The sequence below is a fragment of the Halomonas sp. E19 genome (genome assembly GCF_052439355.1).
GTDB lineage: Bacteria > Pseudomonadota > Gammaproteobacteria > Pseudomonadales > Halomonadaceae > Halomonas.
The window spans coordinates 3060819-3086062 of the sequence record NZ_JBNFWU010000001.1; the positions used below are offsets into that span (position 1 = coordinate 3060819).

Sequence of the window (25244 nt, forward strand, 5' to 3'; positions counted from 1 at the left end):
CAGAGGACCCCCGACATGACCACCCAAGCGCTCGAGTACCAGAGCGGTTTTCGCAACCACTTCGCCAGCGAGGCGCTGCCCGGCGCGCTGCCGGCCGGGCAGAACTCGCCGCAGAAGTGCGCCTACGGCCTCTACGCCGAGCAGCTCACCGGCTCGGCCTTCACCGCGCCGCGCCACGCCAACCTGCGCAGTTGGCTCTACCGCATCCGCCCCTCGGTGGTGCAGAGCGCCTATACGCCGCTGGAGAACGGCCGGGTAGCCACCTCGCCGCTGGCCAGGCCCGCCGCCGACCCCAACCAGATGCGCTGGGACCCGCTGCCGACTCCCGCCGCGCCCACCGACTTCATCGACGGCCTGCTGACGATTGCCGTCAACGGCGATGCCGGCACCCAGGCCGGCTGCGGCGTGCACGTCTATGCCTTCAACCGCGACATGACCGAGCGCTTCTTCTACGACGCCGACGGCGAGCTGTTGATCGTGCCGCAGCAGGGCACCCTGCGCCTGCGCACCGAACTCGGCGAGCTCGAGGTCAAGGGCGGAGAGATCGCGGTGATTCCCCGCGGCATGAAGTTCCAGGTGCGCCTGGCCGAGGGCTCTGACGCCGCCCGCGGCTACGTCTGCGAGAACTACGGCAGCCCCCTGGAGTTGCCCGGCCTCGGCCCCATCGGCGCCAACGGCCTGGCCAACCCGCGCGACTTCGAGAGCCCGGTGGCCGCCTTCGAGGACATCGAGGGCGACTTCGAGCTGGTGGCCAAGTTCTCCGGCCGCTTCTGGGTGACCAAGCTCGGCCATTCGCCGCTCGACGTGGTGGCCTGGCACGGCAACTACGCGCCCTACAAGTACGACCTGGCCAAGTTCAACACCATCAACACGGTGAGCTTCGATCACCCCGACCCCTCGATCTTCACCGTGCTGACCTCACCCTCCGACACCCCGGGCATGGCCAACATCGACTTCGTGATCTTCCCGCCGCGCTGGATGGTGGCCGAGAACACCTTCCGCCCGCCCTACTTCCATCGCAACCTGATGAGCGAGTTCATGGGCCTGATCCACGGCGAGTACGATGCCAAGGCCGAGGGCTTCCTGCCCGGCGGCGCCAGCCTGCACAACTGCATGTCGCCCCACGGCCCCGATGCCGAGACTTTCGAGAAGGCCTCCAACGCCGAGCTGACACCGCAGCGCCTGGATGCGACCCTGGCCTTCATGTTCGAGAGCCGCTACGTCTACCACCCGACCGAAGCGGCACTGAACGCGGACATCCGCCAGCGCGACTACGTCGACGTATGGTCGACGCTGCGCTCGCACTTCGATCCCAGAGCAGCCTTGAAGGCCGAGAGACGAAACGCTGAACCGGACGGAGCCGACGAGCTCCGCCCCTGACGAAAGGATTGAGCCAAGATGAAACTCGCCACTTTGAAAAACGGCCGCGACGGCGAACTGCTGGTGGTCTCCCGCGACCTCACCCGCGCGGTTTCCGCCACCGACATCGCCGCCACCCTGCAGCAGGCCATCGAGAACTGGGACGCGGTGAGCCCGAAGCTGGAAGCACGCTACGCCGAGCTCAACGACGGCAGCGCCGAGGGCGCCTTCAGCCTGGATCAGGGCCAGCTGCACTCGCCGCTGCCGCGCAGCTATCACTGGGCCGACGGCTCCGCCTATCTCAACCACGTCAAGCTGGTGCGCCAGGCACGTAACGCCGAAATGCCCGAGACCTTCTGGAACGACCCACTGATGTACCAGGGCGGCGGCGACAAGTTTCTCGCCCCCACCGAGGAGATCGAGGCGGTCAGCGAGGAGCACGGCATCGACTTCGAGGGCGAGATCGCGGTGATCACCGACGACGTGCCCATGGGCGTCACCCCGGAGCAGGCCGCCGGCCACATCAAGCTGATCATGCTGGTCAACGACGTCAGCCTGCGCGGCCTGATCCCCGGCGAGCTGGCCAAGGGCTTCGGCTTCTTCCAGGCCAAGCCGGCCTCGAGCTTCTCGCCGATCTGCGTCACCCCCGACGAGCTGGGCGACGCCTGGCAGGAAGGCAAGGTCCATCTGCCGCTGACCGTGCATCTCAACGGCGAGAAGTTCGGCGAGCCGGAGGCCGGCCCCGACATGATCTTCGGTTTTCCCGAGCTGGTCGCCCATGCCGCCCGCACCCGCTACCTGGGCGCCGGCGCCATCATCGGCTCCGGCACCGTCTCCAACCCCGACCCCGACGGCGGCCCCGGCAAGCCGATCGTCGACGGCGGCGTGGGCTACAGCTGCCTGGCCGAGGTGCGCATGGTGGAGCAGATCCTGCACGGCGCGGCCAAGACGCCCTTCCTGCGCTTCGGCGACCGGGTGCGTATCGAGATGTTCGACCGTGCCGGCAACAGCATCTTCGGCGCCATCGACCAGCAGGTGGTCAAGTACCAGCCGAAGTGACGCGACACAAGGAGCCACGCATGACCACGCTATATGGCTATTTCCGCTCCTCGGCGGCGTATCGGGTGCGTATCGCGCTCAATCTCAAGGGGCTGGCGTACGAGCAGGTAGCGGTCAATCTGGTCAAGGGCGAGCAGCGGGCTGAGGAGAACCTGGCCCGCAACCCCCAGGGGCTGGTGCCGGTGCTCGAGACCGACGACGGCACCCGGCTGACCCAGTCGCTGGCGATCTGCGAGTACCTGGAAGAGCGCCACCGCGAGCCGGCGCTGCTGCCGGGGGACCCCTCAGGCCGCGCCCGGGTGCGCTCGCTGGCCCAGCTGGTGGCCTGCGAGATCCACCCGCTCAACAACCTCAAGGTGCTCAAGTACCTGGTGCACGAGCTGAAGCTGGACGAAGCGGCCAAGCTGGCCTGGTACCGCCACTGGATCGCCGAGGGTTTCACCGCGCTGGAAGCGAGGCTTGCGGGCGAGGCCGCCACCGGCGCGTTCTGCCACGGCGACAGCCCGAGCCTGGCGGATGTCTGCCTGGTGCCGCAGGTGTTCAATGCCGAGCGCTTCGAGTGTGACCTCTCGGCGTATCCGACGATCCGCCGCATCGCCGAACGCTGCCGCGCGATGGAAGCCTTCGCCAAGGCCGCTCCGGGCGAGCAGCCGGACGCGGGGTAACGCCGCCGCTGACGAACGCGGGCACGCTGCGCTCAAGGCAGCGTGCCCGTGCTTTTTCAGGCGTGGTCACCGCTGACGCTCAGCGGCTTACCCGCCAGTAGAACATCCCCGACCGTTTGCCGAGAACCGTGGCCGAGACGTGGGTCTCGCTGGGCTGGCCCGCCAGGCCGTAGCACACGTGCAGGGGCAGCAGATGCTCCTCCCGGGGGTGGCAGAACCGGGCATGAGGAGCGCGCTCCCAGTGCACCAGGCGCTCCGCGCGCTGCGCTTCCGTGATGCCAGTATCGGCGCAGGTCTCTTCGAGCCAGGCTTCGAAAGCCTCATTGCGGGCCTCGATCTCCGGAGTGCTGGGCGCAAAGAACGCCTGCATGTTGTGGAAGGAGAACCCCGACCCGATCACCAGCAGGTTGTCGGTATCCAGCGCCCGCAGCGCCTTGCCAATGGCCAGGTGCGTCGCGGCATCCAGGCTGTCGACCAGCGACAGCTGCACGCAGGGAATGTCCGCCTCCGGGTACATCAGCTTGAGCGGCACGAACAGCCCATGATCGAAGCCACGCCGGTCGTCCAGCCGTGCCGGTATGCCGGCCTGCTCCAGCGCCTGGTGGACCCGCCGTGCCAGCGCCGGTTCACCGGGGCAGGGATACTCGATCTCGTAGGACTCGGGCGGAAAGCCGTAGTAGTCGTAGATGAGCGCCGGGTTGGCCCCCGAGGTGATGGTCGGCGCTGCTGCTTCCCAGTGGGCGCTGATGACCAGAATGGCCGAGGGCCTGCGCAGCTGGCCGGCAATTTCGGTGAGTTTCTCCACCAATTCACGGTGACCCGGGTCTCCCAGCAGCGGCATCGGGCCGCCACCATGGGAAATAAACAGTACCTCGGTCGTAGTGCTCAAGATGACACTCCTTCTGATCATTCATGGTCGCTGCGTATCAACTCTGATCAGAGCTTGCCGGGCCCCGCCGGCACGATTCCACCGGGATTCAGTGCCTTGATCGAATAATAGCCCGCCTTGATATGGTCGAGGTTCACGGTGGCGGCGATTCCGTCGAGGGCCAGCACCCGATGCATATAGGCATGCAGGCTCGGCATGTCGCGCAGCGTGTTGCGATTGCACTTGAACAACCCGTGATAGGCGGCATCGAAGCGCACCAGGGTCACGAACAGGCGCAGATCGGTTTCCGTCAGACGCTCGCCGAACAGATAGAGACGCCCGTCGGCGAGCCGGGATTCCAGTTCATCCAGCGCGGCGAAGACCTTGCCATAGGCCTCCTCATAGGCCTGCTGGCTGGAAGCGAAGCCGGCCTGATACACGCCATTGTTCAGGTTCGCGTACAGAGAGGCGTTCAGGGCCTCGATCTCGGCGGCCAGATCGTCCGGGTAGAGATTCGGCCCCTGATCCACGATGGCGCTGAAGGCGCTGTTCAGCATCCGCACGATATCGGCGGACTCGTTGTTGACGATGGTCCCGGTCTGCTTGTCCCACAGCACCGGCACGGTGGCACGCCCGGAAACCTGCGGATCGGCACGGGTGTACAGCTCATGCAGGTAGCGCACGCCGTTGAGCGTGTCCTCGTCCGCTCCGGGGTAGCCGCCAAACTGCCAGCCCTGGTCGGTCAGCCGAGGATTCACCACCGTGACCTCAATGACCTCCTGCAGTCCTTTCAGCGTCCGGGCCATCAGTGCGCGTGACGCCCAGGGGCAAATGTAGGCGACATAGAGCCGATAGCGCCCCTTCTCGGCCTTGAATCCCCCGCCCCGATGGGACCAGGCGCCCCATCCGGAGTGATCCAGTGGCGAAACGACGAGGCCTGGCGGATGAAGCGCCCCTGTTCATCCTTCGCCTGTACCGGTTGCCAATTCTCCTGCCAGACACCGTTGACCAGCATGCTCTTTCTCCTGTGACGCGCCCCTTCCTCTCAGGGGAGGAAGGGGTGGATGGGCCGGGACAGTCGCGTTGCGATCAGCCTCTCACCGCCCGGTGACTAAGCGCCGTCCGGCCTGGGCATCTGCGAAACGCTGCGCCAGCAGGTTATCCAGTGCGAAGCGTCCGCCGCCCTGAATCGCCAGGCCCAGGGTGACGACGAACAGGGTCAGGGCGTATTCGTAGCCGTTGTTGGACATGAACAGACCATTGCCGATATGCACGGCGAAGATTGCTACCAGCATGGTAAAGGCCGACACCAGCGCCGCCGGGCGGGTCAGCAGCCCCAGCACCAGCGCCAGCCCGCCGAAGAACTCGGCCCCCCGGCCAGCAGTGCCATCAGGTAGCCCGGCGCCAGGCCGATGCTCGCCATCCACTGGCCGGTGCCTTCCAGGCCGTAGCCACCGAACCAGCCGAACAGCTTCTGCGCGCCATGGGCGGCCAGGATCAGCCCCACCGGGACCCGCAGGATCAGGGCGGCCACGCCGCTGCGGGAATGGAACAGGGCTTGTGCGAAAGGCGTATTCATGAGCGTCACCTCGTATCGATTGCGGCGGTTGTGCCGTTGTGTCCCAGGGCTTGTCCCTGAGCGATGAGGCCACTCTACTATCAGCAATCATAGAGACTAAGAGAGCAAACATTGGCTTATTAGCAACGAAATGTTGATAATTAGCGGAAGCGTTTTTCCTGGAAGAGCCGATGGACCGAATCGATGCCATGCGCGCCTTCGTCACGGTGGTCAGCGAAGGCAGCTTCACCCGCGCCGCCGAGCGGCTGGAACTCTCCCCCAACTGATCAGCAAATACGTCTCCCAGCTTGAGCATCGCCTGGGAGTGCGCCTGCTCAATCGCACCACCCGCAAGAGCCACCTGACCGAAGCCGGCGCGCGCTACTACCCGCGCGCCCAGCAGCTGCTCAGCGACCTGGACGACATGGATCACCAGTTGGTTGACCTGCAGACCCAGGCCCGGGGGCGGCTGCGGATCAGTGCCCCGGTCTCCTTCGCCATTCGCCATCTGGCCCCGCTGCTGAGCGACTTTCAGCGCGCCCATCCCGCGGTAGGCATCGACCTGCAGCTGAATGACCGCAAGGTGGATATCGTCGAAGAGGGCTTCGATATCGCCCTGCGCATCGGTCACTTGAAGAGCTCCTCGTTGATCGCCAGGCGAGTCGCGCCGATCCGTCTGGTGCTGTGTGCTTCTCCCGAGTACCTGAAGCGGCACGGTACGCCGCAAAGCCTGGAAGATCTCAAGGCGCACCGTTACTTGCGCTACAGCTACCTGGAGCAGGAGGCCGGCGCGTCGCTGTTGCGCTGGCTGCCGGGCCACGAAACGCAGCTTGACGCCGTGGTCGAAAACGATTTCATGAGCAGCGATTTCGCCAGCAACAATGGCGATGTGCTGGTCGAAGCCGCCATCGCCGGCGCCGGCCTCGCCCTGCAGCCCACCTTCATTTCGAGCACTGCGATCAAGGCCGGGCAACTGCAGATCGTCCTGGCGGAGCATGAGCCCGAGCCGATGTCGCTCTATGCGGTGTACGCCCACCGTCAGCTGCTGGCGAGCAAGGTACGCAGCTTCGTCGACTTCCTTGACGGCTACTTCGGCGATCCTCCTTATTGGGACCGCTTCGACTAGGGGCCAGGCGAAGCAGCGCATCATGTCGCTCGTTTATCACTTCAAATAAAAAAACGCTCTATTTGTGTACCGGCGTACCATCTTGGATTTATTAAGCAAACTTTACTTAACCTTTATTTGAGGCCGGACGCACCTTGATTTAACTCACGCCCAATTAGCATTTTAATGTTTTTATTCTTAAAACAAGCAAACACAAAATAGAACTTATAACACCCTCTTTATTACAAAGATCGCAGCTAGCTTGACAGTGACATGTCCAGCTTTATCTCTCGACAAGCGGCATGAAAAAACGTCAATACTCTTAATTAAACAACATCTAAAGGAGTTAGTGATGTTTAAAAAGCTGCTAATAACATCGGCAATATCGGCCGCCCTCGCTACCGCTTCAACTGGCTCTGTGCTGGCCCAGCAAGGGCAGCAGTGGCAGGACGATCAGCGGTTCCAGCAACAACAGGGCCAGGATCAACGTTGGCGCGACCAGGACCGTGGCCAGTTCCACTAGGGCCGCCAGGACGACCGCTGGGATGACCGCGACCGCGGCCAGTTCAACCAGGGCCGCCAGGACGACCGCTGGCAGGGCCAGGACCGCGGCCAGTTCCACCAGGGCCGCCAGGACGACCGCTGGCAGGGCCAGGACCGCGGCCAGTTCAACCAGGGCCGCCAGGACGACCGCTGGCAGGGCCAGGACCGCGGCCAGTTCCACCAGGGCCGTCAGGACGACCGCTGGGATGACCGCGACCGCGGCCAGTTCCACCAGGGCCGCCAGGACGACCGCTGGGATGACCGCGACCGCGGCCAGTTCCACCAGGGCCGCCAGGACGACCGCTGGGATGACCGCGACCGCGGCCAGTTCAACCAGGGCCGCCAGGACGACCGCTGGGATGACCGCGACCGCGGCCAGTTCAACCAGGGCCGCCAGGACGACCGCTGGGATGACCGCGACCGCGGCCAGTTCAACCAGGGCCGCCAGGACAATCGCTGGGGCGATCAAGAGGACGACTGGCGCGGGCGAAATCGCTAACGGGCTCATCCTTAACGCCAAGGAAAGCGCAGCACGGCATGTCTTAATCGCTTGACTGTGCTGCGCGTCGAATGACGGACGACTCGAGTTTCATCGGAGGAAGCATGTTTAAACGGATTCTTATTTCAACAGCGGTTTCCGCCGCTCTCGCGACCAACATGGCTTGGGCGCAATCCTACGATAACCGCGCCGGCTTTGAAGATGAAAGACGGCAAGGCGGTCAAAGCGCCCAGCAGTGGAACGACCGCAGTGGCCAGCAGTGGGACCGGGACAATCCGCAAAGACGGGATGACTTCGACAGGCAAAGAGGCCAAGGCGGCCAGGCCTGGGAGGATCGAGACCGCCAGCAGGGGCAGCGCGATTGGCAGCGGGGCCAGATGCACGACGATCGAGGCCGCCAGGGTGACTGGCGCGGCCAGGAACAAGGACAGGATCGCGGCCAGGGCGGCCAATGGGACGGTCGCGACCGCCCGCAACAGGGCAGCCGCTTCGGCGATGATCGCGGCCGGCAAGACTCATGGGGCGACCAGCAGCGCGGCATGGGCGAGCGCGATCATCAGGGCGGGCCCACTCGCCAAAGCATCTTCGTCCAGGGGTATATGGAGGGCCGCGAGGAAGGCCTGCAGGAAGGCGCCATCAGAGGCTACCGCCAGGGCTTTGTGGACGGCCTGCAGGAGGCGGAGCGTAACCGTAACGATGACGACGAGCGCCGCCAAGGGCGCAGCCAGTCCGGAGCCACGGGCCAGGGCCAGCCCGGCACGCCAGGTCCGGCGGCCAGGCTACGCGGGGAGCAGGACGCCGATGAGTCCGACGATGATAACGAAACCGAGATGAACGTCACCACCGGCGAGGGGCAGGAAGAGGAGAATGAAACGAACTGACAGGCCGGCGACAGAGGAAAACCACGAGCGAGAGCCCCCTTCAGCGGCGCTTCCGCTACGCCCTGCGCCGAGCATAGTATGTCCTTTCCGTGCGGCTTCCCCAGCCGCACTTTTTGTTCTTGACGGTGGGCAATCCCGGCGCCAGGCGATTACAATAAGCAAGCTAATTAGTTGCGCATCTCTGCCTCACGCGGCAGGCCGCCCTACTGCTGGAGACAACAATGTGCTGAGGCTGAAGTCCCCCGCCACGGTGATCACCCTGGCGGCCCTGACCGCGCTGGGCCCGCTGGCCACCGACATGTATCTGCCGGCCATGCCGGCCATGGCCGCAGCGCTGGATACCGGCCCCGACCAGGTGCAGCTGACCCTGAGCCTGTACATGGCCGGCTTCGCCGCCGCCCAGCTGTTCTGCGGCCCCTTCTCCGACCGCTTCGGGCGCAAGCCGGTGATGATCTTCGGCTTCAGCCTGTTCCTGGTGGCGAGCCTGCTGTGCGCCTTCGCCCCCAGCATCGAATGGCTGCTGGCCGGGCGCTTCCTGCAGGCGCTGGGCGGCGCCACCGGGCCGGTGCTGGGGCGCGCCGCGGTGCGCGACATCTATGGCCCCGTCGAGGCCGGGCGCATCCTCTCCTACATGGCCAGCACCATGTCGCTGGCACCGGCAGTGGCCCCCATCGTCGGCGCCGGGCTGCTGCTGGTGTGGGGCTGGGAGTCGGTGTTCGTGCTGCTGGCCCTCTACGCCGCGGCCATGCTGCCATTGCTGATCCTGGCGCTGCCGGAGCCGCTGCCGCCGGAGCGGCGCCAGTCGATCCACCCCAAGGCTATCCTGGCCAACTTCCGCATGCTGCTCGGCCAGCGTACCTTCATGGGCTATACCCTGACCAACGCGGCGGCCTTCTCGGGGCTGTTCGCCTACCTCTCGGGCTCGTCATTCGTGCTGATCGAGTTCCTCGGCGTCTCGCCGTTCCAGTACGGTCTGTTCTTCACCCTGATCGTGGCGGGCTTCTTCATCGGCACCCTGCTCAGCGGCCGCTTCAGCCATCGGTTGGGGCGCGAGCGGCTGGTCGGTCGGGCCACGCTGGTCTGCGCGCTGGGCGGCAGCCTGATGGCGCTGCTGGCCCTGGCCGGGGTCTATAGCGCCTGGGCCGTGGTCGGCCCCCATGTGCTGTTCATGGTCGGTGTCGGCATCCTGATGCCGCAGACCATGTCCGGCGCGCTGGCCCCCAATCCCCACTGCGCCGGCGCCGCCTCGTCGCTGTTCGGTTTCCTGCAGATGACCATCGCCGCCATGGTCGGCGGCGGAGTGGCCCAGCTGCATGACGGCACCTCGCGCACCATGGCGATCGTGGTGGCCCTCGGCGGGCTGCTGGCGGTGGTGAGCTTCCTGGGGCTGGTACGCCCCGCCGAGCGGGCCATGGCCGCACAGCAGGCACAGGAGGCGAAACCTTGAGCCATGCCTCTCCCCTCTCGGCGGGTGATCCTGCTGCTGGCCCTGGCGGGCTTTGCCAGCATGGCCTCGATGCGGGTCACCGACGCCATGCTGCCGGCGCTGTCTCAGGCCTTCTCCCGGCCGGTGGCCGACGTGGCGCAGAACATCACCCTGTTCGCCATCGCCTACGGCCTCATGCAGCTCGCCTACGGCCCGCTGGGCGACCGCCACGGCACTCTGCGGGTGATCGGCCTGGCCACCCTGGCCTGCGCCGTGGGTGCGCTGGGCTCGGCGCTCTCCGAGTCGCTGTCGATGCTGCTGCTGTTCCGCACCCTGAACGGCGCCACCGCCGCCGCCATCATCCCGCTTTCCATGGCCTGGGTGGGCGACAACGTGCCCTACGAGCAGCGCCAGGTGACCCTGGCGCACATGCTTTCTGGGGCGGTGATGGGGCTGATCTCGGGGCAGGTGGCGGGCGGCTTCCTGGCCGATACGCTGGGCTGGCAGGCGGCGTTTGCACTGCTCACGCTGCTGTTCCTCACTGCCGGCGGGCTGCTGCTCGGTGCCCTGCACCGCCAGCCTGGGCTCTCGCCGCCCAAGGCCGAGCAGGGCCGCATCGCCTTTTCTCGCGCATCCGCGAAGTGCTGCTGATTTCCCGCGCCCGGCGCATCCTGGCGCTGGTATTCCTCGAGGGCATTGCCGCCTTCGGTGCGCTGGCTTTCGTCGCCAGCCATCTCTATGCCCGGCTCAGCGTCTCGCTGACCCAGGCCGGGCTAATGGTGGCGCTGTTCGGCGTGGGCGGGCTGATCTTCGCCGCCCTGGCCAGGCCGCTGATCGCCCGCCTGGGCGAGCCGGGCCTGGCGGCGGGCGGCGGCGTGCTGATGGGGCTCGGCTTCACCGGGCTGGCGTTGGCGCCGCTGCCGGCCCTGGCCACCGCCAGCGCCTTCTCGGCCGGGCTGGGCTTCTACATGATGCACAGCACGCTGCAGATCAACGCCACCCAGATGGCGCCCGCCATGCGCGGCACCGCCATGGCGGTGTTCGCCGGCTGCCTGTTCCTCGGCCAGTCGGTGGGCGTCAGCCTCGGCGGGCTGGTGCTGCGCCTGGCCGACAGTCAGTGGCTGCTGGCCGGCGCCGGGCTGTGGCTGCTGGCACTGGGGCTGGTGTTTGGCTGGCTGCTGCGCCAGTGGCACGGCGAGCGCACCGCTGCCACTGCGACCTCCTAGCCCGCCGCGCTACAGGGCGCGCCTGAAGCCGGCCGCCCAGCGCATGGCTTCTTCGAGTTCGCCGTGGTGGAACACGCGCATCTCGACCTGGGGCACCAGCTTGCCGGCAAGCTGGGTGGTGGTTTCGATCCAGCGCTTGTCGGCAACCACCGCGGCACGCTTGAAGCGGTGGTAATCGCCGAGCTTGCTCACGGCATAGGCCAGGTCGCGCCATAGCGCACCGGCCGTCATGTGGTCGAAGTCGCTCATGTCGGCCACCACGCCGATGTGCTCGTTGTGCTCGAGCTTCGCCTCGATGGCCGGGATCAGGATGTCGTAGTCTTCACGGCGCAGCGTGCCGGCGATGCGGAACGCCGCCACGTACTCGGGGGCGGGCAGTGTCTCGATCATGGCGGGCTCCTCCTTGAAGCCGTCCCGGACCTCTCCCTATGGCAACGCACTAACGCTCCGGTTCCCACTTCTCCCCGCTTCTTGCCCCGCCCCGGGCTCAGCCGCCGGCCGTGCCCTGCCGCGCCTCCTCGATCGCCGCCATGACGTGCTTCACGTCGCCGACGCGATGCGCCAGCGCCAGCGCGAGCTGGGCCAGGAACAGCCGCTCCTGCGCTTCGGGCAGCGCGTCCAGGGTCTCGGCCAGCGTTTCGTAGACCCGCTCCAGGTCGGCGAAGGGCAGTGTGGTAGCGGTCATCTCATCTTCCTCCCAAGGCTGTGATCAGGGCGGCTTCCAGCGCGGCGGGGTCGAGGCGCTGCCAGCGCGCCGCCACGTGGCGGTCGGGGCGCACCAGGTAGGCGCTGCCGGGGATGGCCCCATAGGCGGCAAGGTGCTCGCCCTCGGCGTCGACCCGCGCTTCCCGGGCGCCGGCCGAGCGCGCCAGGTGCAGCACGTCGAGCGCGACGCCGCGCGCCCGCAGCGTCGCCAGCCGATCCTCAAGCGCCGCCGGCAGCTCTCCCGCCTCGCTGAAATAGAGCAGGGTGAAGCCGTGGCCCAGATGGTCGAGCAGGTAGTCGCCTTCTGCCAGGCGGCGATTGATCAACGGCGCGCCTGGCACTGGGCCGGCCTCGAAGGCCGGGTCGTCGCCCAGCGTCAGCGGGCTCTCGGCGTAGGTGTAGGGCGTGACCTGGCGCGGGTCGGCGAAGCCGCTGGCGTAGTCGTTGGCGAGCGCCAGCGTCAGGGCGGCGTCGCGCATCAGCCGGTAGCCGCGGCTCGGCGGCGTCATGAAGCGGGTGCTCTTGCCGGCATTGGCGAAGACGTCCAGGGTGGCGCCGCGGCGCTCCGGGCTGTAGCTGTCGAGCAGCCCTTCGGGCGCCCGCCCCTGGAGCACCCAGGCCAGCTTCCAGCCGGCGTTGGCGGCGTCGGCCAGGCCGTTGTTGAGGCCACGCACGCCGAAGATCGGCACCAGGTGGGCGCTGTCGCCGATGAACAGCACGCGGCCATGACGGTAGTCGTCCAGCGCCAGGGTGTAGGCCTTGTAGAGGCTCCACCACTCAAGCTCCCAGGCGTCGCCCTCGCCCAGCACCTCGCGCACGATCAGGCTCACCCGATCGCGGATGCTGGCCTCTTCCACCGCTTGGTCCGGATCTTCCTCGGGGCCGAGCTGGTAGTCGATGCGCCAGATGTCGTCGGGCTGCCTGTGCACCAGGATGGTGGTATCGGGCAGGGCGTGGGAGTGGAAGAAGGCGCGCCGCTCGGTGGGAAAGTCGGAGCGCAGGCGAATGTCGGCGATCACGTAGCGGCCCTCGTAGGCCTCGCCGTGCAGCGCCAGGCCGAACGCCTTGCGCACCACACTGCGGGCGCCGTCGGCGGCCAGCAGGTAGTCGCAGGCGAGGCGATAGTCGCCCTCGGGGGTGGTCACCTTCAGGCTCACGCCGCTCGCATCCTGGCTTACGCCGGTCACCGCGCTCTGCCAGCGCAGCTCGACGAGCTCGCTCTCGGCGGCCTTGTCGATCAGGAACTTCTCGATGTACTGCTGCTGCAGGTTGATCATCGGCAGGAAGCGCTCCTGCTCGGAGTGGGGCATCTCGAAGCGGAAGATTTCGCGGTCGCGAAAGTAGGTGCGGCCCCGGGTCCAGCCCAGGCCCTTGGCCACGAAGGGGGCCTCGACGCCGAGCTGCTGCAGGATCTCCAGGCTGTGGCGGGAGAGGCAGATCGCCCGCGAGCCGTCGTTGACGGTGGCCTTGTCGTCGAGCACTACCGACGCGATACCGTGGCGCGCCAGCTCCAGCGCGGCGGTGACGCCCACCGGACCGGCACCGACGATGGCCACCCGATGACGCACCGCCCGGCCATCGAGCTCGGGGGACGAACGAAGGGAAAGTGGGGATAATCGAAATAGAGCGAGTCGGTCTCGGCGCGTCCGGCGGGTCGCATGGGCGGCTCCTGTTGGCGTTGTATTAGCGACAGACTACCCCGGGAGCGACCCGACCGGTGTCCCGCAAAAGCCGGGACAGCACGCGGCGAGAGGCAGCGACGAATGGAAACCAGCAACGAGCAAACCACCGACTGGCCGGGGCTGATGCCGGCCATGGCCGAGTGCGTGGCGCGGCTGGGCGAGACGGGCTTCGACGAGGCGCTGCTGGCCCTGCTGCGCCAGGCGGTGGGCATCGAGCAGTGCATGGTGTTCGCCTTCGACGAGAGCGACGAGGTCGACTGCCTGCTGGCGGATAACCAGCGCGCGCCGCGCATGGCCGGTCGCCTGGCGGAGCTCTACACCGGCGGCCTGTTCCGCCAGGACCCCAACTACCAGCGCCTGCGCCAGCTGATGGCCGAGGAGGGCGAGCAGAGCGACACCGAAATCACGCCGATGCAGGCCGAGGCCATGCCGGAAGCCTATCGCAGCCACCTGTTCGCGTTTCCCGACCTGGTCGACAAGGTGTCGCTGACCCTGCCCGGCGCGCAGAGCGTCTATTATCTCAACCTCTATCGCGGCCGCGAGGCCGGCCTCTTCAGGCCGTACGACCTGACCCGACTGGACGCCCTGGCGCCGCTGCTGGCCAGCCTGATGCGTCGCCACTACGCCCAGGCCAGGCCGCTGTCGCAGCGCCCCAGCGTGGAGGAAGCCGCCGTGCTGGCGCCCCTTTCCGAGCGCGAGCGCCAGCTGTGCCTCTACCTGCTGCGCGGCCACACCCTCAAGAGCGCCGCCGCCGAACTCGATATCGCCCTCTCCACCGCCGAGACCTACCGCAAGCGCGCCTACGCCAAGCTCGGCGTGCCCTCCAAGGCGCGGCTGGTGGCGCTGTGCCGGCGGCGCTGAGGGCATGCCAGCGGCCCGGCGTGCCGACTGCTCCAGAGCGGGACACCCGCGTGCCAAACTGAGACAGTCGGAACGTCCGCCTCCCTCCCGCTTACCCTGGATGCGGCAACGTAAAACCCTATCACTATGTTTTTATTGAATAATTAATGTAATGGCTCGTTGCTTGCTGAAGTTCAAGCACAACTCCCTATAAAAATAACCGAGGAGAAGGCACCCCGATGAAGCCCCTACTGACCACCGGCCTGTATGGCCTGGCCCTGCTGCCGGCGCTGGCCCTGGCCTCCCCCGGCACAGAGGCGATCGAGCAGCACTGCACCGCCTGTCACCAGGCACAAGAGGGCGGCCAAGGCTGGGGCCGCATCAGCCAGCAGCGCAAGACGCCCGAAGGCTGGGACATGACGGTGGCCCGTATGCAGCTGATGCATGGCCTGGAGCTGCCCGCCGACACCCGCCACACCATCGTCAAGCACCTGGCCGACACCCAGGACTCGCCCCCGAGGAGAGCGCCCCCCAGCGTATGCTGATCGAGCGCCGCCTCAACCGCATCGAGTCCTCCGAGCATCCCGAGATGCAGGCGATGTGCGGGCGCTGCCACACCGTGGGCCGAAGCGAGCTTCAGCGCCGCCCCTGGCCGAGTGGGAGCACCTGGTGCACTTCCACGTGGGCCAGTTCCAGACCATCGAGTACCAGGCCATGGCGCGCGACCGCGACTGGTTCGAGATCGCCCTGACCGAGATCGCCCCCTGGCTGGCCGAGACCCAAGGCCTGGAGAGCGAGGCCTGGGAGGCCTGGCAGCAGGCCGAGGCCCTCTCCCCGCAGGCGAATGGCAGCTGTGGGGTCACTGGCCGGGTGAAGGCGACTTCTTCGCCGACGTGACCATCGCCGGCGCCGACGGCGAGGACGCCTATGCCCTGCGCCTCGAGGGTGCCTTCGCCAACGGCCGCCCGCTGGCCGGCGAGGGCCGGGCCGTCGTCTATACCGGCTACGAATGGCGCGCCAGCCTCGCGCTCAACGGGCGCGGCTTCAAGCAGATGCTGGACCTCTCCGGCGAGCGGCCCAGCGGGCGAATCTTCGACGACCATGACGAGGCGTTCGGCATGCAGGTGGAGATGGCCCCGCGCGACGGCGCCGAGCCCGGCCTCGTCGCCAGCCTGCCGGCGTCGCTCAAGGCCGGCGAGCGCCGCCGCCTGGTACTGCTGGGCCAGGGGCTCGGCGAGGGGGAGATCGACCTGAGCGAGGCCGTCAGCGTGCGCAACGTGGTGGAACGCAGCGAGCATCGCCTGGTGCTGGATGTCGAGGCGCACGCCGACCTCGTGCCCGGCTGGCTGGCTGTAAGCGTCGGCAACCAACGCCACGACCGGCTGCTGGCCGGCTACCGGAGCGTCGACCGGCTCGAGGTGAGCCCGGCCCTCGGCGTAGCGCGCATCGGCAACGACAAGACCCCGCCAGTCAGCGGCGTCTTCTCGGCCATCGGCTACCTGGAAGGCGACGAGGAAATCCCCTGGGCCAGGTGCCGGTGCGCTGGAGCGTCACCCCTGGGACGAGATCGCCGAGCGCGACGAGGACGCCAAGTTTGCCGGCGTACTGGACGCCGCCAGCGGGATCTTCTCGCCGGCCGGGGCCGGGCCCAACCCCTTGCGCCAGTTCAACGCCAACAGCGTGGGCAACCTGCGCGTTTCCGCCAGCGTGGTGGGCCAGGAGGAGATGCAGGACGAGGCCCAGCTGATCGTCACCGTACAGCGCTGGAACAATCCGCCGCTTCGCTAACCCCACGACCAGGAGATCCTCATGGGAATCTTGCAAGCGATCCCCCAGAATCTGCACCGGGTGGAGGTGGAAGGCCAGCCGCTGTGGTTCCATGTGCCCACCACCAGCCTGTTCGCCCCGGACCGCATCAGCGAGGCACTGCTGGCGCTGGCCGGCCGCGAGGAGGGCCTGGACCCCCTTGCCCTGGGCACGCTGGGCGACGAGGTAGCGCCGGCGGACCTCCAGGCACGCCTGGAGCAGCTCAAGGCGCTGAAGCTGATCACCGACGGTGCCGTGCAGGCCTATAACCCGAGCGTTCAGGTGGAGCAGTTCCCGCTCTCCACCGTGGTGCTCAACGTCAACACCGGCTGCAACCTGAGCTGCAGCTACTGCTACAAGGAAGACCTGGACAACCCCCGCGACGGCAAGAAGATGGAGCTGGCCACCGCCCAGGCGGCCATCGAGATGATGCTGCGCGAGGCCCTCAGCGGGAGCGCTACAACGTCGTCTTCTTCGGCGGCGAGCCGCTCAGCAACATGCCGCTGATCCGTGCGGTGGTGGCCTGGGCCGAGCAGCGCATCCACGGGCTCGGCAAGGCGGTGGACTTCACCCTGACCACCAACGCCACCCTGCTCAACGAGGAGAAGATCGCCTTCTTCGACGCCCACCGCTTCGGCCTGACGGTCAGCATGGACGGCCCCAAGGCGGTCCACGACAAGAACCGCATCGCCGTCAACGGCCAGGGCACCTACGACCTGGTCACGCGGCGCATCGCGCCGCTGCTGGCCAGCTACCGCTCGCGGCCGGTGGGGGCCCGGGTCACCCTGACCCGCGGCATCACCGATGTGATCGGCATCCACCATCACCTGGTCAACGAGCTGGGCTTCGCCGAGGCGGGCTTCGCCCCGGTCACCTCCGGCGACATGGCGGCCTACAACCTCACCGGCGAGGAGCTCAAGCAGGTCTTCGATGGCATGGTCGAGCTCGGCGAGCGTGCGGTCGCGGCCGCCATCGAGGGCCGCGACATCGGCTTCGGCAACTTCAACCAGCTGCTCACCGACATCTGGGAGGGGCGCAGCAAGGCGGTGCCCTGCGGCGCCGGGCTCGGCCTGGTGGCGGTGGACCACGGCGGCGACGTGCACCTCTGCCACCGCTTCACCGGCTCCGAGCTGCCGACCTTCGGCAGCGTCCGCGAAGGGCTCGACCACGCCGGCCTCAAGCAGTTCATCGAGGCCAGGAGCGATCGCAGCGAGCGCGGCTGCAGCAACTGCCGCATCCGCAACCTCTGCTCCGGCGGCTGCTACCACGAGAGCTATGCCCGCTTCGGCGACCCCATGACGCCCACCTACCACTACTGCGACCTGATGCGCGAGTGGGTCGACTTCGGCATCCAGGCCTACGCCCGCATCCTGCGACACAACCCCGACTTTCTCGACGGCCCCTGGCCGGGAGGCAGAGCGCATGACACACAACAACAAAAACTTCACCGAGCTGGGGCTCGTTCCCTCAATCGCAAGGCCCGCGAGATGGAGCGCGCGGCCACGCCCGAGGCGCTGGAAGAGGTCCAGGCCATGCAGACCATCGCCGGCTGCACCTCGAGCTTCGACCCGGGCTGGGAGGTGGACCCCTTCGGCGGCGTGGCCTCGCTGTGCCAGCCCATGGAGGCGGACCTCTACGGCTGTGCCGACCCTGCTGGTGGCCCGCGCAGGTGCCCGACACCATGAACACCTACCCCCACTGGGGCGATGGGGCCGACCGCGCCGAGGATGACTGGCGCAAGCTCGACAGCGTCTACCCGGGAGGCGACAAGTGATGACGCGCACCATGAAACGACTCAACCTGACCCTGGCCGGCCTGCTGGCCTGCACCGCCCAGCCGCTGCTGGCGGCACCGTCCGACGAGCCTGGCGCCGACGAGCCCCGCGAATACCTGGTGACCATGGCCCGGCCCAACCAGCTCTACGTGATCGACCCCGAGGCCCAGGAGGTGGTCCGCACCTGCGACGTGGAGGGCGCCTTCGGCTCCGGCACCCTGCAGCTCGGGCCCGACGAACGCATCGCCTACGTACTGCACAACCGCTGGGAAGACGTGGTGGGCATCGACCTCACCAGCTGCGAGGAGGTCTTTCGCGCCCGCCAGTCCAACGGCGACATCCGCGCCAAGTCGATCGCCTCGCTGGCCGTGAGCCCCGACGGCAGCCGTCTCTACACGGTGCAGGACCGGGTGCGCCTGCACCGCGACCGCTACGAGGTGCTGGAACCGCAGCTGGCGGTCTTCGACGCCGCGGCGGGGCTCGAGGCCCAGCCCATCGCCACCTTCCCCGCGCCGCGTCAGGTCACCACCATGGCGGCCGCCGAGGATGGCTACCTCTACCTGGCGGGGGCCGACATCTACCGCATGGACCCGGACACGGGCGAGATCGAAATCGCCATCGCCAACCGCCACTGGGACCGCCCCGGCTTCAGCCCGCCCGACTCGCTGGCCATGTGGAGCATGGGCGAGGTGACCCGCGAATTCGTGCGCCCCTACACCGTGGCGGAGCATCCCGGCGAGGAGAACGAGGCCTGGCACTGGGGCATCAGCCGGGTCGATCTCGCCACCGGCGAGACCGAGAACAAGGAGGTCGCGCCGTTCGAGTTCATCATCTTCTCCATGGTGACGGACCCGCGCGAGCGTGACGTCTTCTACGGCGTCTACACCCAGCTCAGCAAGCTCGATGCCAGGACCCGGGAGATCGTGCAGGTGATCGACCTCGACCACACCTACTACAGCATCAACACCTCCTATGACGGCTCGCGGCTCTACCTGGGCGGCGCCTCCAGCGACATCGCCATCTACGATGACGAGTTCAACGACCTGGGCCGCATTCGCCTGCCCGGCGACATGAGCACCGCGACGCTGAAGGTGGCACGCTTCTAGCTTGCACTTGTGTGGTCCTCTTGGTCGGGGCTCCTTGGGGAGCCCCGGCCCTTCTTGTGGTGAGCCGCTCCGCTGGGCAAAGGAGAGTGTCGATGGGTACGCCCGATCCCGCCCCGCAGCCGGCGCCGCTGCCCTGGGGCTGGCTCTACCGCCCCCTCAGGGCGCGGCGGCTGGCGCTGGCGCGGCTGCTCTCGCTCAGCCTGGTGGGCACCCTGCTGGCGCTGCTGCCGCCGCTGCTGACCCAGCGGCTGATCGACCACGGCCTGATGCAGGGCGACGTCGCCACGCTGCTGGCCTACGTCGGCGGCCTGGTGGCGGTGGGGCTCGCCGCGCTGGGCCTGCAGGGGCTGACGCGGCTGCAGCATGTGGCGCTCTCCGCGCGCCTGCTGCTGTCGCTGCGCCGCTCGCTGCTGCGCCACCTGCTGCGCCTGGCCCCCGCCCGCTGGCAGGCCCGCGGGCGAGGCGACCTGATGAGCCGCCTCGACGGCGACCTGTCGATCCTTCAGGGCTTCGCCCTGGACGGCCTGCTCAGCGGGCTCTCCAACCTGCTCGGCCTGGTCGGCGCCCTGGCCATGATCGGCCTGTTCAGCCCCGCGCTGATGCTGCTGGTGGCGCTGCTGGTGCCCCTCCAGTGGCTGTGGCTGCGCGCCTGGCGCCCGGCGCTGACCCAGCGCCAGCAGGCCCTGCGCGAGCAGAGCGGCGAGATCTCCGGCTTCTGGCAGGACACCCTGGCGTTCGGCCCCTGGTTGCAGGGCCAGGCGCTGGAGGCCGCGCGGCTCAATCAGCTCCAGGGGCTCGGCCATGCGCAGCTGCGTCGCCTGCTGGCGGTGCGCCGGGTGGGCTTTTTCAGCGACATGGGGCCCCAGCTGATCCTGTCGCTGGCCCGGGCCGGCCTGCTGCTGCTGGGCGGCTACCTGGTGATCCAGGGCCGGCTGCAGCTCGGCGAGCTGGTCGCCCTGCTGGCCTACCTCGGCATGGTGATGGCCCCCATCGGCGGCCTGCTGGGGCTCTACGGCGGCTGGCAGCGGGCGCGGGTCAGCGCCACGCGCCTTGCCGAACTCTTCGCCGAGCCCGCCTTGAGCGACCCCTACCGGGGCGAGCGCCCCGGGGCCCCGGCGAGCTTGCCCTCGCCGGGGTGCGCTTTCGCCATCCCGACCAGACGCACTGGCTGCTGGACGGCGTCGACCTCAGCCTTCCGCCGGGCAGCAAGGTGCTGATCGACGGCCCCTCGGGCGCCGGCAAGAGCAGCCTGGTCCGCCTGCTGCTGGGGCTGGAAGCACCGCAGGCGGGCGAGATCCGCGTGGATGGCGTGCCGCTGGCCGCGCTCTCGCGACGCCACTGGTTGAAACAGGTGGCCTGGGTGGAGCAGCACCCCAGCCTGCTGCGCGGCAGCCTGGCCGAGGCGCTGCGCGCCCTGGCCCCCGAGGCCAGCGATGCCGAGCTGGTCACGGCGCTGGCGCGGGTGGGCCTCGGCGGCTGGCTGGCCGCCCTGCCGCAGGGGCTGGCGACCGAGCTCGGCGACCTGGGCGGCAAGGTGTCCGGCGGCCAGCGTGCGCGCCTGGCCCTGGCCCGGGCACTGCTCAAGAAGCCCCGCCTGGTGCTGCTCGACGAGCCCACCGCGGCCCTCGACCCCGAGGCCGCCCGCGCCTTCGACCGCCTGCTCGACGCGCTGCTCGGCGACGCCACCCGCCTGATCATCAGCCACCAGGCGAGCCATTTCGGCCATCTCGATGCCTGCTACCGGCTCGAGGACGGCAGGCTGACCGCCCTGGAGGCCACGCCATGCCCTTGATGCCGCGCCCGCTGTCCGTGGGCCTGATCGACAGCGGGCTCGGCCCGTGCGCGGCACCGCCGAGCTGGCTCGCTCGCTGCCATGCCCCGGCCGGCCTGGAGGATCGCCTCGGCCATGGCCGGGCCATCCTCGCCACCCTGGGCCACCATGTGCCGCTCCCGCGCCTGGAGGTCGCCTTCTACAAGCTGTTCGAGGCGCGCCTGACCTGCGACGCCGAGCGCCTGGCAACGGCGCTGGAGTGGCAGGCAGCGGCGCCGCCGGCCTGGCTGCTGTGCAGCCTGGGCCTGCCCCGGCCGGACCCGCGGCTGCGGGCGGCGGTAGAGCGCCTGCAGGCCGCCGGCACGCGCATCGTCGCCGCCAGCCCACGCTTCGGTGCGCCGGTGTATCCGGCGGCCTGGCCCGGGGTGGAAGCGGTCAGCGGCGCCGCGGGGCTGGAACCGGGCCCGCCAAGGCAGGGGCCTGACGGACGCTGGTACGCCTGCGTCTGGGCCGCTGAAGAGACGCGGCCGGAAGGCGCCGCCTGGCAAGCCTGGATGCCGGGGCCGCCAGCCTGCGGCACGCCCCCGCCCTGGGCGGGGCCAGCTTCGCCGCGGCGCATGCCCTAGGCTACTGGCTGGCGGAAGCGGCCGGCGAAACGGCAAAGGCGGCGGCGGTGGGAGAGTCAGAGGCATGAGAAGCGCCGGTAACGGGACCGGGCAGCGCCGGCCAGTCCGGGTGAGCGTGCCACCACTGGCGCAGCGCCCCGGCGGAAGCGCCGGCGCCTGCCAGCAGCGCCTTTGCCTCGCCAAGATCGCCGCCCTGCATGGCCTGCACCAGCGGCGCCAGCGCCACGTTCGCCACCGCCTGGATGCCCAGCGGCTGGTCGGGGGTCAGCACCAGCTCCCGTTCGGCCAGCCGCGTGCCGACGATGGCCAGCCCCGGTGACACCCGCACCTGCGCCCAGGGCTCCGCCAGGTGCAGGGGCTGCAGGTCGGGCCAGCGGCAGCGCGCCGCCCAGTAGGCATCGGGGCCGGCCGCCATGGCCTGGCGGTAAAGTCGCGCCCGGCGCGGGCGAAGCGCCAGAACAGGGTGTCCTGGCGGCGCTGGTAGAAGCGCTGCAGCGGCGCCAGCGACTCACCCGCCAGCAGGCCGTCGAGCACCGGCAGCAGGCCATGGGCCGAGGAGAGCGCGTTGAAGATGCCCTGGCCGGAGAGCGGGTCGATGGCCATGGCCGCATCGCCCAGGCGCCAGATTCGCCCCGCCCTGACCCCGGTGCGCCCTAGCAGGCTGGGGCGGCAGTAGTGGTGGTCAACGGCGGTGTCGCCCCACAGAGCGGCCAGCGCCGGCTGCGCGGCCAGCCAGGCATCGGGGTCGCGGCGCGCCAGGCGCAGCGTTGCGTCCGGCAGCGCCAGCTGCAGGTACTGCTGGCCATGCAGGCGCGACCACCAGGCCCAGCCGCCACCCGGCAGCGACAGCGCGGCACTCCCCGGGGACGCTGGCGCGGAAGCACCGCGCAGGATCCAGGCGGGGGTCGACCAGGGTGCGGCGTCACGGAAATGGCGCCGCGCCGCCGCCCGGCCGCGTGCTTCCACCCCCAGGCGGCGGCTAACCTGCGGCCGTCCGCCAGCAGGCACTGCACCTCCTTGCCGCGACTCACGAGGCGGCGGATCCGCGCCTCGACCACGCGGATGCCCGCGGCGCGCAGGTCGTCGAGCAGGGCCGCGTCGAAGTCGGGCCGGGGCAGCAGCCACTCGGCGTTGGGCGCCCGCGCCTCGCCTCCCCAGGTCACCCGGCGCGGCAAGGGCCCCACCGCGCAGGCGGCAGCGCGGGCCAAGCCCAGGCCCTGCAAGGCCTGCAGGCTGCGCCGGGCAATCCCCTCGATGGCCCGGTAGTCGCGACACCGGCTCACCAGGGTGACCCGGCGCCCGGCGCGATGCAGCAGCATCGCCAGGGCGGCCCCGGCGGGGCCGCCTCCGGCGATCAGCACCTCGCTGGCCGCGTCATCGTTCATCAGAAGAAGACCCCACCAGCAGCTGGGCATAGAAAGCAGTATCGTCGTCGCCGAGCTGCGTGCCACCCTGCTCCGCGCTCTTGTCGGGCGCATACCAGCCCAGCAGCGGCGAGACATAGAGCCAGTCGGTCGGCAGCCACTCGAGGTACAGATTGACCTCGCGCCCGCCCATGTCGGGTTGATCGACCCGGTCGCGGCTGGAGAAGTCGTAGGCCAGCAGCCCTAGGTTCAGGCCCTCGCCAAGCGAGCCCTCGAGGCCCAGCCGCCATACCTCGGCATTGCTGTTGAACGGACCGGCGTAGTTGCCCGCCACCTCGCCCTGGAACCAGGTGCCGTAGCCGCGCGTAAAGCCGAAGAAGAGCGGATCCCAAGCTTCGGAGAAGCGGCTGTAGCGCAGCGACAGCGTGGGCTGGCCGGGCAGCGCGTCGAAGGTCTAGGCGGGCTCCACCGCCCAGGCGTTCTCGCGGCTGTCCTTGCGCTGGTGAGCGATCTCGCCGCGCAGGCTCAACGCCTCGTCCAGCAGGCGCTGCTCGAAGCGCAACCCATAGACATCCATGCCGTCGCGCTGGGCCAGGAAGTCGTCGGCCTCGGCCTCGTCGACGTCCAGACCGCGCAAATAGGTCGCCTCCACCAGGCCGCTGCCGTGGTCGTGGGCCAGGGTCAGCGCCGCCATCTCGGTGCTGGCCTGGGCCGGGTTGTCCGACTCGAACCAGGCGACCTGCCCCTGCCAGCCCGCATGGCCCAAGGCCACCACGGCGGTGCGGTCGAAGGCCTGGCGCCCGGCCAGGTAGTAGGCGCCGCCGCGATCCAGCTCATCGCCTAGCCCGGATGTTGCACCGGGTCAGTCAGAAGTCCCCAGATGCCAGGCTCGGTGGGGATAAAAGGGATCTGGGGTGGAGTTTGGCTGCTTTTTGATCAAGTTCCTGTGCTCAGGGCGCACCTCCCCCACCCCCATGTCTTTTCTGTGCCGGGGACAGCACGCCGCGACGCTATCCCGGCACCAGCTTGCTGGCCAACATCAGGAAGAGGTCCTGCTCCGGATACTGGCTGTTCAACATCAGCCGAATGGTCCGTGTGTTGCGAGTGATGACGGCGCCGATCTTCAGCAGCTTCAGGCGGATGGTGTTGACCTGGGCTTGGGCGAAGGCGGTGCGCTTAAGGTAAATCCGACGCAGCCGCTCCAGGAGCAGGTAGGCCAGCCCCGAGAGCAGCAGTCGGTACTGATTGGACCACCATTGGTGGCAGCTGGTGCGGTCTGAGAACAGGAGCTGCTGCTCCTTGATGCGGTTCTCCATCTCGCCTCGGGCGCAGTAGCGGTGGTCGTAGAGCCACTCTGCGCTGCAGCCGCGCAGGTTGGTCACCACGTAGCGGGTGTTGAAGCCACGCCAACTGGTCTCGGATTTGACGACCACCTTTCGTCGGCGCTTCTTCCAGCTCTTGGCGGCGTACTCGATGAAGCCGAAGACTCGCTGCTTCTCACGGGTCTTCTCGAAGCGGATAGCTGACTCGTAGTCGATATCCAGGGCTAGCTTGGCCAGCCGCGGGTTGCCGGCGAGGCCGACGATGTAGTCGACACCGTGGCGCTCGCACCAACTGAGGATCAGCGGGCGGCAGAAGCCGCTGTCGCCGCGGAATACGACCTTTACCTCAGGCCACGCCTGGCGCAGCCGCCGAACCAGCAGGGCAAGAATGGCGCCGGCGTGGTGGGCGGCATCTCGGTAGGCCGGGCGAAGGTAGCTGACCAGCAGCTGATCGCCACAGAACACGAACAGCGGCAGAAAGATGTAGTGGTTGTAGTAGCCGTTGAAGTGCCGCCCGAGCTGCTGGCCGTGCACCCGGTCGTCGGTGGCATCGAAGTCGAGGTAGAGCGGCTTCTTGGGTGGCCGCCGGAACGAGCGGATGAACTGCTCGATCATTTCCTCGTGGATGGTGACCGCCCAGTCCCGATCGGCTTGCTGCTCGAAGCGACACAGCGTGGACTGGCTGGCCAGCACGCCGTCGGTATCGACGGCGGTCTGCAGGGCGATGTCGTGACGCAGCGCCTGGTGGTCGTTGAGATCCTCGTAGCCCAGCGCCAGGCCAAACACGCGCTGCCGAACCAGGGTTTCGGTGCGATGCAGGCAGCGTTGAGGATCGCGGTCATCACTCAGCCGGCGAGCGATAGCGCGGGTCAGGCCCATCTCGCGGTCGAGCTGCCGCAGCAGCAGGATGCCACCGTCAGAGGTGACCTCGCCGCCATCGAAGCTGGCGGTGATCTGACGGCCTTTGCAGCGTGGAAAGGTGGCGGTGGGCGTGGTACATTTTGTCATGGCGGCTGTGTCGGCTAATTCTTGGTTAGGCTCTTGAATTATAACCGATTT

The 25244-nt window shown here is 68.4% G+C and carries 28 protein-coding genes and 6 pseudogenes; 20 read left to right on the forward strand and 14 right to left on the reverse strand.

Annotation, left to right across the window (positions count from 1 at the left end; translation table 11 throughout):
* Window positions 1–15 precede the first annotated feature (15 nt).
* The 3 genes from hmgA to maiA are packed head-to-tail and all read left to right on the forward strand — an operon-like array spanning window position 16 to window position 3083.
* The gene (hmgA, locus tag ACUDAL_RS15945; RefSeq protein WP_444678814.1) at window positions 16–1380 is read left to right on the forward strand and encodes a homogentisate 1,2-dioxygenase; all 1365 of its coding nucleotides are present in this window, start codon (window positions 16–18) and stop codon (window positions 1378–1380) included.
* A gap of 18 nt (window positions 1381–1398) precedes the next feature.
* Window positions 1399–2418 (forward strand): fumarylacetoacetate hydrolase family protein, encoded by a 1020-nt coding sequence (locus ACUDAL_RS15950; RefSeq protein ID WP_444678815.1) that lies wholly within the window; start codon window positions 1399–1401, stop codon window positions 2416–2418.
* A gap of 20 nt (window positions 2419–2438) precedes the next feature.
* On the forward strand, window positions 2439–3083 hold the full coding sequence (gene maiA, locus ACUDAL_RS15955; protein WP_444678816.1) for a maleylacetoacetate isomerase: 645 nt from the start codon (window positions 2439–2441) through the stop codon (window positions 3081–3083).
* Between the two features lie 79 nt (window positions 3084–3162).
* Here maiA and ACUDAL_RS15960 read toward each other — a convergent pair whose 3' ends face one another.
* The 3 genes and pseudogenes from ACUDAL_RS15960 to ACUDAL_RS15970 form a co-directional block, all read right to left on the reverse strand.
* Window positions 3163–3972 (reverse strand): DODA-type extradiol aromatic ring-opening family dioxygenase, encoded by an 810-nt coding sequence (locus ACUDAL_RS15960; RefSeq protein ID WP_444678817.1) that lies wholly within the window; start codon window positions 3970–3972, stop codon window positions 3163–3165.
* Between the two features lie 47 nt (window positions 3973–4019).
* Window positions 4020–4757: a glutathione S-transferase family protein gene (locus tag ACUDAL_RS15965; RefSeq protein ID WP_444678818.1), complete on the reverse strand. Its 738-nt coding sequence runs from the start codon at window positions 4755–4757 to the stop codon at window positions 4020–4022.
* Window positions 4758–5048: 291 nt separating this feature from the next.
* Window positions 5049–5530: pseudogene (locus tag ACUDAL_RS15970) on the reverse strand (DoxX family protein).
* Window positions 5531–5718: 188 nt separating this feature from the next.
* Here ACUDAL_RS15970 and ACUDAL_RS15975 point away from each other — a divergent pair.
* Window positions 5719–5825 (forward strand): annotated as a pseudogene (locus ACUDAL_RS15975) (helix-turn-helix domain-containing protein); the annotation flags it as partial.
* A gap of 9 nt (window positions 5826–5834) precedes the next feature.
* Window positions 5835–6635, forward strand: coding sequence for a LysR substrate-binding domain-containing protein (locus tag ACUDAL_RS15980; RefSeq protein ID WP_444679414.1), 801 nt, complete (start codon window positions 5835–5837; stop codon window positions 6633–6635).
* Between the two features lie 385 nt (window positions 6636–7020).
* On the opposite strand, the gene ACUDAL_RS15985 is transcribed toward ACUDAL_RS15980, so the two are convergent.
* Both ACUDAL_RS15985 and ACUDAL_RS15990 read right to left on the reverse strand, forming a co-directional pair.
* Window positions 7021–7665, reverse strand: a complete 645-nt coding sequence (locus ACUDAL_RS15985; protein ID WP_444678819.1) for a hypothetical protein — start codon at window positions 7663–7665, stop codon at window positions 7021–7023.
* 116 nt (window positions 7666–7781) lie between these two features.
* Window positions 7782–8168 (reverse strand): hypothetical protein, encoded by a 387-nt coding sequence (locus ACUDAL_RS15990; RefSeq protein ID WP_444678820.1) that lies wholly within the window; start codon window positions 8166–8168, stop codon window positions 7782–7784.
* Between the two features lie 27 nt (window positions 8169–8195).
* Between ACUDAL_RS15990 and ACUDAL_RS15995 the strand changes: the two genes are divergently transcribed.
* From ACUDAL_RS15995 to ACUDAL_RS16010, 4 genes are all read left to right on the forward strand, one after another.
* Window positions 8196–8537 carry a hypothetical protein gene (locus ACUDAL_RS15995; protein ID WP_444678821.1) on the forward strand — a complete coding sequence of 114 codons (342 nt, stop codon included), beginning with the start codon at window positions 8196–8198 and terminating at the stop codon, window positions 8535–8537.
* Window positions 8538–8760: 223 nt separating this feature from the next.
* Window positions 8761–9984: a multidrug effflux MFS transporter gene (locus tag ACUDAL_RS16000; protein WP_444678822.1), complete on the forward strand. Its 1224-nt coding sequence runs from the start codon at window positions 8761–8763 to the stop codon at window positions 9982–9984.
* A gap of 3 nt (window positions 9985–9987) precedes the next feature.
* On the forward strand, window positions 9988–10614 hold the full coding sequence (locus tag ACUDAL_RS16005) for an MFS transporter (protein WP_444678823.1): 627 nt from the start codon (window positions 9988–9990) through the stop codon (window positions 10612–10614).
* Window positions 10605–11189 carry an MFS transporter gene (locus tag ACUDAL_RS16010; RefSeq protein WP_444678824.1) on the forward strand — a complete coding sequence of 195 codons (585 nt, stop codon included), beginning with the start codon at window positions 10605–10607 and terminating at the stop codon, window positions 11187–11189. Before ACUDAL_RS16005 ends, ACUDAL_RS16010 begins: the two co-directional genes overlap by 10 nt.
* Before the next feature lie 9 nt (window positions 11190–11198).
* On the opposite strand, the gene ACUDAL_RS16015 is transcribed toward ACUDAL_RS16010, so the two are convergent.
* The 3 genes from ACUDAL_RS16015 to ACUDAL_RS16025 form a co-directional block, all read right to left on the reverse strand.
* A complete protein-coding gene (locus ACUDAL_RS16015; protein WP_444678825.1) occupies window positions 11199–11579 on the reverse strand; it encodes an STAS/SEC14 domain-containing protein in 381 nt (126 codons plus the stop codon).
* Between the two features lie 97 nt (window positions 11580–11676).
* Window positions 11677–11874, reverse strand: coding sequence for a DUF2783 domain-containing protein (locus ACUDAL_RS16020; protein WP_444678826.1), 198 nt, complete (start codon window positions 11872–11874; stop codon window positions 11677–11679).
* Window position 11875: 1 nt separating this feature from the next.
* Entirely contained in the window at window positions 11876–13462 is a 1587-nt protein-coding gene (locus ACUDAL_RS16025; protein WP_444678827.1) for an FAD-dependent monooxygenase, read from the reverse strand.
* Between the two features lie 195 nt (window positions 13463–13657).
* Between ACUDAL_RS16025 and ACUDAL_RS16030 the strand changes: the two genes are divergently transcribed.
* From ACUDAL_RS16030 to ACUDAL_RS16080, 11 genes and pseudogenes are all read left to right on the forward strand, one after another.
* Window positions 13658–14437 (forward strand): helix-turn-helix transcriptional regulator, encoded by a 780-nt coding sequence (locus tag ACUDAL_RS16030; protein ID WP_444678828.1) that lies wholly within the window; start codon window positions 13658–13660, stop codon window positions 14435–14437.
* Between the two features lie 218 nt (window positions 14438–14655).
* Window positions 14656–15002: pseudogene (locus ACUDAL_RS16035) on the forward strand (quinohemoprotein amine dehydrogenase subunit alpha); the annotation flags it as partial.
* Window positions 15003–15016: 14 nt separating this feature from the next.
* Window positions 15017–15313 carry a hypothetical protein gene (locus tag ACUDAL_RS16040; protein WP_444678829.1) on the forward strand — a complete coding sequence of 99 codons (297 nt, stop codon included), beginning with the start codon at window positions 15017–15019 and terminating at the stop codon, window positions 15311–15313.
* Window positions 15310–15801, forward strand: a pseudogene (locus ACUDAL_RS16045) (hypothetical protein); the annotation flags it as partial. The gene ACUDAL_RS16040 and the pseudogene ACUDAL_RS16045, both read left to right, overlap by 4 nt.
* Window positions 15802–15958: 157 nt before the next feature.
* On the forward strand, window positions 15959–16204 hold the full coding sequence (locus ACUDAL_RS16050; protein WP_444679415.1) for a hypothetical protein: 246 nt from the start codon (window positions 15959–15961) through the stop codon (window positions 16202–16204).
* Window positions 16205–16225: 21 nt separating this feature from the next.
* Window positions 16226–16729, forward strand: a complete 504-nt coding sequence (locus ACUDAL_RS16055) for a hypothetical protein (protein ID WP_444679452.1) — start codon at window positions 16226–16228, stop codon at window positions 16727–16729.
* Window positions 16720–17996, forward strand: a pseudogene (gene peaB / locus ACUDAL_RS16060) (quinohemoprotein amine dehydrogenase maturation protein). The gene ACUDAL_RS16055 and the pseudogene peaB overlap by 10 nt, the downstream one beginning before the upstream one ends.
* Window positions 17997–18007: 11 nt before the next feature.
* Window positions 18008–19102 (forward strand): quinohemoprotein amine dehydrogenase subunit beta, encoded by a 1095-nt coding sequence (peaD, locus tag ACUDAL_RS16065; protein ID WP_444678830.1) that lies wholly within the window; start codon window positions 18008–18010, stop codon window positions 19100–19102.
* 92 nt (window positions 19103–19194) lie between these two features.
* A complete protein-coding gene (locus ACUDAL_RS16070; RefSeq protein WP_444678831.1) occupies window positions 19195–20319 on the forward strand; it encodes an ABC transporter transmembrane domain-containing protein in 1125 nt (374 codons plus the stop codon).
* Entirely contained in the window at window positions 20238–20894 is a 657-nt protein-coding gene (locus ACUDAL_RS16075) for an ATP-binding cassette domain-containing protein (RefSeq protein WP_444678832.1), read from the forward strand. The genes ACUDAL_RS16070 and ACUDAL_RS16075 overlap by 82 nt, the downstream gene beginning before the upstream one ends.
* Window positions 20894–21499, forward strand: a complete 606-nt coding sequence (locus tag ACUDAL_RS16080; protein WP_444678833.1) for a S8/S53 family peptidase — start codon at window positions 20894–20896, stop codon at window positions 21497–21499. Before ACUDAL_RS16075 ends, ACUDAL_RS16080 begins: the two co-directional genes overlap by 1 nt.
* 1 nt (window position 21500) lies before the next feature.
* Here the strand turns inward: ACUDAL_RS16080 and ACUDAL_RS16085 are convergent, their stop codons facing one another.
* The 6 genes and pseudogenes from ACUDAL_RS16085 to ACUDAL_RS16110 all read right to left on the reverse strand — a co-directional run bounded on the left by ACUDAL_RS16085 (window position 21501) and on the right by ACUDAL_RS16110 (window position 25193).
* Window positions 21501–21821 (reverse strand): hypothetical protein, encoded by a 321-nt coding sequence (locus ACUDAL_RS16085; protein WP_444678834.1) that lies wholly within the window; start codon window positions 21819–21821, stop codon window positions 21501–21503.
* Entirely contained in the window at window positions 21764–22507 is a 744-nt protein-coding gene (locus ACUDAL_RS16090; RefSeq protein WP_444679453.1) for a hypothetical protein, read from the reverse strand. The genes ACUDAL_RS16085 and ACUDAL_RS16090 overlap by 58 nt, the downstream gene beginning before the upstream one ends.
* Window positions 22508–22701: 194 nt before the next feature.
* Window positions 22702–22977 (reverse strand): annotated as a pseudogene (locus tag ACUDAL_RS16095) (FAD-dependent monooxygenase); the annotation flags it as partial.
* A complete protein-coding gene (locus tag ACUDAL_RS16100) occupies window positions 22874–23197 on the reverse strand; it encodes a hypothetical protein (RefSeq protein ID WP_444678835.1) in 324 nt (107 codons plus the stop codon). The gene ACUDAL_RS16100 and the pseudogene ACUDAL_RS16095, both read right to left, overlap by 104 nt.
* A gap of 120 nt (window positions 23198–23317) precedes the next feature.
* Window positions 23318–23638 (reverse strand): hypothetical protein, encoded by a 321-nt coding sequence (locus tag ACUDAL_RS16105; RefSeq protein ID WP_444678836.1) that lies wholly within the window; start codon window positions 23636–23638, stop codon window positions 23318–23320.
* A 235-nt stretch (window positions 23639–23873) separates the two neighbouring features.
* Entirely contained in the window at window positions 23874–25193 is a 1320-nt protein-coding gene (locus ACUDAL_RS16110) for an IS1380 family transposase (RefSeq protein WP_444677628.1), read from the reverse strand.
* Window positions 25194–25244 lie beyond the last annotated feature (51 nt).